Genomic DNA, 7,380 nt, shown 5'->3' with positions numbered 1-7,380 from the left:
TAGTTCATTAGATCTCAACTTCTGACCTTTGACACAATTTATTTTACAATCCCCGCAAACGGGAATGACGAATGAGTGGTTGGAACAACAGGGATTGTTATCGATTCGCAAGTTCTGGATGAAAGTCCAAGGTTATGCGTAAGCCATCTGTGATTGTCTGCGCGTCTTCATGAACCGCCCATTGCGGACCCGCATGATGGGTGGTGTGGGAGGGGAGAGTTAAATGCTCTCCTCGACCCGATTAGCTGGCTGTCGCATGAGATATCTTTCCGAAGATCTGTCTATTTTTTAATCAGGTTGCTGTTCGTATTGAACTCTAGCGCTGTCTAACTCAAACTAATTCACAAAGAAATTTTCATGGCTTTGATGTAACTGAAACTTTCACCAGTGCGCGACGAAGCACTTGATCAGCCAGTACATAGCCACGTACTAACTCTTCAAGAACAGTATCACTATAAAACTCATCTGTTTCTTCTTTTGCAGCCACTTCATGTTTATTTGGATCAAATAGTGTCCCTTCTGCACTTATTGGAGCAACACCCATATTCTTCAGAGACATTACAAGCTGCTTGTAAATACCTTGGTAAGATTTCTGAATAGCTATCTCAGGATCAGTCTGAGGTTTGATCTCCCGTCGCGCTCTTTCAAAGTCATCTATAACCCGCAGAAGTTCTCTAACGGTATCGCACTGAACCTGCCTTACTGCGTCCTCTTTTTCTTTCTGAACACGCTTACGGAAGTTCTCGAAGTCTGCTGCAAGCTGCATATACCGATTATTGCGATCTTCGAGTTGTACTTTCAGAGACTCATTATCTTGAGTCAGGGCGCTTATCGTTGCTTGCAAATCATCCTGTTTGTTAGCTGTTTCTTCCTCAGCAGGCGTTTCTGCGCTGGGATCAGATGGTTCAACCTCCTCTACAGACGGCTCTTCTGCTTGTGATTCCTGTTCTCCAAATGCGTCGTTTGATGCCTTTTCTGAAGTTGGCTCAGTTTTCGCATTACTTGTTTCTTCATCCGTCTGTTGAGATTTTGGAAAATCCTTGAAAAATTCCTCAAATAGACTAGCAAAGCCATTTATTGTGAAGTCGTAACTAGATTTTTTTTCCGGATCTATAAGCACCTCATATTTTTGAAACGCTCCTCGGCTTCTGGTTCTGAGTTGAGGTCAGGGTGATATTTTCTAGCTAGTTGACGATATGCGTGCTTGATCTCTGCTATGTCTGCATCACAAGCAACACCGAGTGTTTCGTAGTGAGTACCTGCCACAAGATCTCCTCAAGAATAGGAAAAAATTAGGAAAAAATGAAGTCGATAGCAGTGGGCAGCCTAATAACAAGCTGCAAGTTTTGGCTCTCCTAGACTTGATGTGAAAAAGGGGAAGTTTCTATTAGGAATTTCCAACGGGCAACTCTGAAACCCTTTCAGGAGAAAGAGTTGCAAACTGTGTAACAATCTCGCAACACACGAAATCTAGGAGAGCCCAAGTTTTTTAATAATGTGCATTGTAGTTGTGACCACAGTTTCCACATACCTGATCATTTCCTTGATAAGCTTGGCAGGAACATTTTGAGCATTGCCCATACCCGCATGTTACCCGGATAGTTTTCTCCGAGTTCAACAATAAACATTGAACGTCAGTGTTGATGTTCAGCTTGGGCAAATGCGAGATTGAACGGTGATCTTGGGGTTTTTTGCCTTGAGTTGCTGATAACATAGTATGCGTTTCCTACCAATAGTTGTAGTTCAGAGCTTCTGTAGTAGAGGGCACTAATGCTCGTCGAAAATTCTCTCTTGAGGATGCTGACAAATCGAGCAGATCCACTTGTTGGATACATCTTTATGCCAAAAAAGATTACTGGCACCGTTGGTGACACTCATCAATAATCCAGATGTGCCTATGCTTACCCTTTTAAACCACTGAGGATAAGAATTCCATAGTCCAGATCTGACATCTTCGGGATGCTTCCTGAAATAATCATCCATCACATCTGCGAGTCCCTGCCCGTCAGTCCAACTGAGCTTCACATGTTCTGTCACCTTCTTGCAATCACTACAAAGCAGATTTTTGGACGTTGACATGTTGATGACTCCTTACGTTTTACTAAAACCTGATTTTGAACTCAAACAACTATTTCAATTTTTCGTTGGACTTTGGCACACCAGAGCGAGCCAGCTAACGATTATTTCTGCGGCTGGAACCTCTCCCAATCAGGATAAATACCTCCACGAGCAAATTATGCTGCCTGGAAACCGGATAACTCCCGTTTTTTTAGGATTTATACTGAATCTGCACCGGATAACTCCCTCATTCTCAGTACTTATACCGAATGGCGCTCAGATTTTTCGCTTCTTAAGGTAGGAGAAAGTAACCCTGCTCGTCCCCAATGAATCAGTCATCGCGTTTAGTCGATCAAATCCGTGCCGTTGCTTGCCCGTCGTCTTCACTCGCACAGAAGCAAAAGCTGTCTTAGGACGACTCATCGGGGTGTATCACTTGTTGGGAAGTTTGCTTTATGGGACGGGAATGAGATCGATCGAATGTCTGCGATTACGAGTCAAAGATATTGACTTTGAGTACAAACAGATTACGGTTCGCAAGGGCAAAGGGGCCGTCGAGATCGCCGCACCCTGTTATTGGGCGCGCAAATATCCTAATGCAAATTGCTCCTGGATCTTGGTTAGGCGAGAAAGATATCAAAACGACGATGATTTATATCTGTGTGTTGAGTCGCAGTGGACGGGGAGTTTGCAGTTCGTTGAATGATCTGAAGACAATACTCTCCTCAAAAAATCAGTCTTCCAAAAAATCAAAAATCTGTGTAAGATATTCCGCAGGTGGAGATCACGCCCCGGAAATCTGATCTAGGCAATCAGACTCCGAGGACTTCCACCTAAGTTAACTGTACTAACTTCGGAGGCGTTCATGATTGTACTACGTCTGCTTTGCGATGGGATCTTGAAAGGTTGGAATCAAGATCCTGCATACCCTTCACACCTCTGGGGAACGTTTGAGCCGTCAGCGTTCCCATCCTCTTTGCACTAAACAGAGAGGACAAAACACTATGGCCGTTAGGAGATATCTTCCTGACTCGGTTTCGTTTGGCTTTGAGTTGCAATGCTCATCCGTCAGACGCTATCGAGTCATGGTGACATTGGATTTGCAAGAGCGGTTTATCTTTATGCCTTCTGGCATTCTCTCAGACGTGACCGATTCGATGGACGAGTTTATTGAACAACTGAGTGAAGTTGCCTCGACGAAACTGGCACTTCTCAAATGGGATGGTAGCAGCGATTTAACGACTGAATACCAAATCATTCGAGTGTTGTCAGGCTATCAAGTGCAACGGTCTCTATTGAAGTTCAACATTGTCATCGGCGACGGTTCACTCATTCACCTGGAGGAATTGCACGACAAGAAGACTATTCAACTGTAGTCAATTAAAAAGCTGGTAGTCCTCAACGGTGAGAAATCTACCAGCTTCAATCTTTTAAGTTAAGTCAGGAATGAACGATCGCCCATTCCCTATTACACTTACTTGGACTCGGTGAAATCAGCGTCAATCACATCGTCACCACTCGGAGCCGCACCCGTTGCACCCGGAACCCCTTCATCAGGGCCACCCGGAGCCGCACCGCCACCCGACTGTTGATAGAGATTGGTCGTGATGCCGTAGAGCGCTTGTTGAAGATCAGTGTTTAGCGTCTTGATTCTGTCAAAGTCCTCGGAAGCGATCGCCGCTCTCAGATCCTTGACCAGACCATCCACCTTCTCTTTGTCAGCAGGGGGAATCTTATCGCCCAACTCGCTCATTTGCTTCTCAGCCTGGTACGCCAGCGAATCTGCTTGGTTTTTCAGGTCGATACGCTCACGCCGCTCTTTGTCAGTCGAAGCGTTTTGCTCGGCATCGCGCACCATCCGTTCGACATCATCTTTGGGCAGCGTCGAAGCACCCGTGATGCTGATGGTTTGTTCTTTGCCAGTGCCCTTATCTTTTGCGCCGACGGTCAAGATGCCGTTTGCGTCAATGTCAAAAGTGACTTCGATTTGAGGAACGCCACGAGGAGCCGGAGGAATGCCATCCAATCGGAAGGTTCCCAGACTCTTGTTGTCGTTCGACATCTCCCGCTCACCTTGCAAAACGTGAATTTCCACGTTGCTTTGACCATCCACTGCGGTCGAAAAGACTTCAGATTTCTTAGTCGGAATGGTGGTGTTGCGAGGAATAATCTTGGTCATCACGCCGCCCAGGGTTTCAACCCCCAGAGACAGCGGAGTCACATCGAGCAGCAACAGACCTTCGGTTCCCGCTTCACCCGAAAGAACACCCGCTTGAATCGCAGCACCCACGGCCACTACTTCATCCGGGTTAACGCTCTGGTTGGGATCTTTGCCCAAGACACGCTTGACAATTTCTTGAACGGCGGGAATCCGAGTCGAACCGCCCACCAGCACCACTTCGTCAATCTTGCTCTTGTCGAGTTTGGCATCGCGAAGCGCATTTTCGACGGGAATGCGGCAGCGATCGATCAGATCAGAGCAGAGTTCCTCAAACTTCTGGCGGGTCAGGGTTGTATCCAAATGCTTGGGCCCGTCTTGAGTCGCCGTAATGAAGGGGAGGTTGATGTCAGCCTGAGTCACGCTAGACAGTTCAATCTTCGCCTTTTCAGCCGCTTCGGTCAGACGTTGCAACGCTTGCTTATCTTTCCGCAAATCGATGCCTTCTGCGCGCTGAAATTCGCCAGCCAGAAAGTCTACGATCTTTTTGTCAAAGTCGTCCCCGCCCAGGTGAGTGTCTCCAGAAGTCGCCAACACTTCAAACACACCTTCGCCAATTTCGAGAACCGATACGTCAAACGTACCGCCGCCCAAGTCAAAGACCAAAATCGTTTCGTTGCTCTTCTTATCTAACCCATAAGCCAGCGATGCTGCCGTCGGCTCGTTGATAATCCGCAGCACTTCGACACCTGCGATCTTGCCAGCATCCTTAGTGGCTTGACGCTGAGAGTCATTGAAGTATGCCGGAACCGTAATCACCGCTTGAGTCACCGTTTCGCCCAGATACTTGCTGGCATCTTCGATCAGCTTTCTGAGAACTTGAGCAGAAATTTCTTCGGGAGCAAACTGCTTGCTCGCCGCAGGGCAATCGATTTTAACGTTGCCGTTCACATTCAGAACTTTGTAAGAAACCTCGGTCGTTTCGTTGGTCACTTCATCAAAGCGACGACCAATAAACCGCTTGACCGAGTAGAACGTGTTTTCGGGGTTCATCACCGCTTGCCGTTTGGCGATTTGACCGACTAAGCGATCGCCATTTTTCGCAAACGCAACGACAGAGGGGGTCGTACGAAATCCTTCAGCATTGGCGATTACAGTGGGCTTGCCACCCTCCATCACCGCAACGCAGGAGTTTGTAGTACCTAAGTCAATTCCAACAACTTTTGCCATATCAGTGCCTTGGCTCCATCAAATATCTTAAGCGAGTAGGGGGGTAGGGGACTGGCAAGCAGCCAGAATCGTCAAAGGGGGGCGGCCAGGACTCAAGGGTCGTCCACCGATCGCACTTCTGCAAGTCGGGTCGTCAGCGCAGTACCTTCAATGCCACCAAAGCAATCTTCAATCCCCTACCTTATATGTTGTTCACGTTCTGCCTTTCTATGAAGGCGTGTTTACCGAACCAAACCGGGGACGGTTGGGGGGAGGAGAGAGGGATGAGGGATGAAGGATGAGGGATGAATGAAGACCCTTCTAAGGTGATCAATCTCTGCTCATCAGTCCTCATCATCTTCCTTTCATTCCTCTCACAAACTGGGTCAGAGACCAGAGATAAGAAACTAACAATGCTTTTTCATCCCTCATCCCTCATCCCTCGTTCTTAGCTTTGCCAAACGTCGTTTGTTTCTGCATTCTCGACTGCTTGGGGCGCTTCTTGAGCGGTGTCGGCAGGAAGAGCAGTGGTGTCTGTGCCAGTCAAGTTAATCTTGACGACGGAGGGCTTGACGGCTTGCACACGAGGTAGCGTCAGGGTCAAGATGCCATCTTTGAAATCGGCTTTGACTTGATCGTTTTGCACCGCAGCCGGGAGGGGAATCACCCGCTGAAACTTGCCATAGCGGAATTCAGAGCGGAAATAGCCGTTTTCTTCGGTCTTGTTCTCGAACTTGTGTTCACCAGAGAGGGCGATCGCGTTGCGGCCAACTTGTACATCGACATCTTTAGCATCAATGCCAGGAAGTTGGGCGCGAAGCACGAATTCGGCATCATTGCTCGAAAGCTCGACAGCGGGTGTCCAAGTGGGTTCGCTGATCTTCATGGCTTCACGTAGAGGGGCAAAATCATCAAACATCCGATCGAGTTGACGGCGTACAGAGTCCATTTCTTGCCAGGGTTGCCAACGCATCATAGTCATCTTGTTTACCTTTGAGAGAGTCGCGATTGATTGGAGTGCGAGAGAAGAAGTTGAGTAGCTTGGCTCGTCTCTTCTGCATGTATCTAATGTAGAGCGTGCAACCGTTTGAGACACTGGGGCAAACCGTAATGTAACTGTTGTGGTTACCGACAAGAAGAACACGACGACCTACCGAAAGAACCGCCCAAGGAGTGAGGTTTACCATCAAGCTTGGTACGATGGAGGTGATTGTCTATGAGCGATCGTATATGGTTGGCCCGTTTATTAATCCCAAGACAGATTTTGCCTTCAAGAAAATTTTTGGCTCCAAGAAGAGCAAAGATATTTTGATCAGCTTTCTCAATGCTATTTTGCATCAGGGTGTTCCAGTCATCCAGGATGTAGAGATCCTTGATCCATACCAGGCCCCCCGGATCAAAGGAATTAAGGATTCCTATTTGGATGTGAAGGCAACGGTCACAGGCAACAAGACCGTGATCATTGAAATGCAGGTGCTAAACGTGTTGGGGTTTGATAAGCGAGTGTTGTACAACGCGGCTAAGGCGCTATCAATTCAGCTAGATGTGGGTGAGAGCTACAGTGGGCTTAATTCAGTGATTGCGCTAACGATCACAGACTTTGAGATGTTTCCAGAAAGCTCGAAAGTGATTTCTCGATACAAACTAAAAGAGCAAGACGAACTAACCGATTACAGCGACGATATTGAACTGGTGTTTGTGGAGTTGCCCAAGTTTGACAAGTCGCTGGAAGAATTGGAGACGATCGCTGACAAGTGGATCTATTTTCTCAAATCAGCCAAAGATTTACGAACGGTGCCTTCCAGTCTAGAAACCATTTCTGCCATCAATCAGGCTTTTAGAATCGCCAAGCATAGCAAACTGACGCGCAAAGAGTTAGAAGTTCTACAAAGTCAAGAGATGTTCATTCACGATAGCCACAACGCTATTCTCAAAGGAATTCAAGACGGGTTACA

General features: G+C 47.3%; 8 protein-coding genes. 3 read left to right on the top strand and 5 right to left on the bottom strand.

The window, feature by feature from the left end; all coding sequences use genetic code 11:
* Positions 1-355: 355 nt before the first annotated feature.
* The 3 genes from grpE to ACKFKH_RS25910 all read right to left on the bottom strand — a co-directional run bounded on the left by grpE (position 356) and on the right by ACKFKH_RS25910 (position 2,079).
* Positions 356-1,120 carry a nucleotide exchange factor GrpE gene (gene grpE / locus ACKFKH_RS25920; protein WP_446861233.1) on the bottom strand — a complete coding sequence of 255 codons (765 nt, stop codon included), beginning with the start codon at positions 1,118-1,120 and terminating at the stop codon, positions 356-358.
* Positions 1,111-1,266: a DnaJ domain-containing protein gene (locus ACKFKH_RS25915; RefSeq protein WP_446861232.1), complete on the bottom strand. Its 156-nt coding sequence runs from the start codon at positions 1,264-1,266 to the stop codon at positions 1,111-1,113. The genes grpE and ACKFKH_RS25915 overlap by 10 nt, the downstream gene beginning before the upstream one ends.
* A 501-nt stretch (positions 1,267-1,767) precedes the next feature.
* Complete coding sequence (locus tag ACKFKH_RS25910; protein ID WP_446861231.1) at positions 1,768-2,079, bottom strand: hypothetical protein; 312 nt, start codon at positions 2,077-2,079, stop codon at positions 1,768-1,770.
* 349 nt (positions 2,080-2,428) lie between these two features.
* Between ACKFKH_RS25910 and ACKFKH_RS25905 the strand changes: the two genes are divergently transcribed.
* Positions 2,429-2,764, top strand: a complete 336-nt coding sequence (locus ACKFKH_RS25905; protein WP_446861230.1) for a tyrosine-type recombinase/integrase — start codon at positions 2,429-2,431, stop codon at positions 2,762-2,764.
* A gap of 298 nt (positions 2,765-3,062) precedes the next feature.
* Positions 3,063-3,434: a hypothetical protein gene (locus tag ACKFKH_RS25900; protein ID WP_446861229.1), complete on the top strand. Its 372-nt coding sequence runs from the start codon at positions 3,063-3,065 to the stop codon at positions 3,432-3,434.
* 98 nt (positions 3,435-3,532) lie between these two features.
* Here the strand turns inward: ACKFKH_RS25900 and dnaK are convergent, their stop codons facing one another.
* Both dnaK and ACKFKH_RS25890 read right to left on the bottom strand, forming a co-directional pair.
* Entirely contained in the window at positions 3,533-5,446 is a 1,914-nt protein-coding gene (dnaK, locus tag ACKFKH_RS25895) for a molecular chaperone DnaK (protein WP_446861228.1), read from the bottom strand.
* A gap of 427 nt (positions 5,447-5,873) precedes the next feature.
* A complete protein-coding gene (locus ACKFKH_RS25890) occupies positions 5,874-6,407 on the bottom strand; it encodes an Hsp20/alpha crystallin family protein (protein ID WP_446861227.1) in 534 nt (177 codons plus the stop codon).
* A 218-nt stretch (positions 6,408-6,625) separates the two neighbouring features.
* Here ACKFKH_RS25890 and ACKFKH_RS25885 point away from each other — a divergent pair.
* Positions 6,626-7,380: Rpn family recombination-promoting nuclease/putative transposase (locus ACKFKH_RS25885; protein ID WP_446861226.1), on the top strand; the 755-nt coding region annotated here is incomplete at its 3' end.

The organism is Phormidesmis sp. 146-20, assembly GCF_052939475.1.
The sequence above is the reverse complement of the archived record's forward strand: the minus strand, read 5'-3'. Positions and strand labels throughout refer to the sequence as shown.

Bases quoted from the DNA above. Each gene is read 5' to 3' on its own strand.
- ACKFKH_RS25910 (WP_446861231.1), bottom strand. From the start codon at position 2,079: ATGTCAACGTCCAAAAATCTGCTTTGTAGTGATTGCAAGAAGGTGACA.
- ACKFKH_RS25900 (WP_446861229.1), top strand. From the start codon at position 3,063: ATGGCCGTTAGGAGATATCTTCCTGACTCGGTTTCGTTTGGCTTTGAG.
- dnaK (WP_446861228.1), bottom strand. From the start codon at position 5,446: ATGGCAAAAGTTGTTGGAATTGACTTAGGTACTACAAACTCCTGCGTT.
- ACKFKH_RS25890 (WP_446861227.1), bottom strand. From the start codon at position 6,407: ATGACTATGATGCGTTGGCAACCCTGGCAAGAAATGGACTCTGTACGC.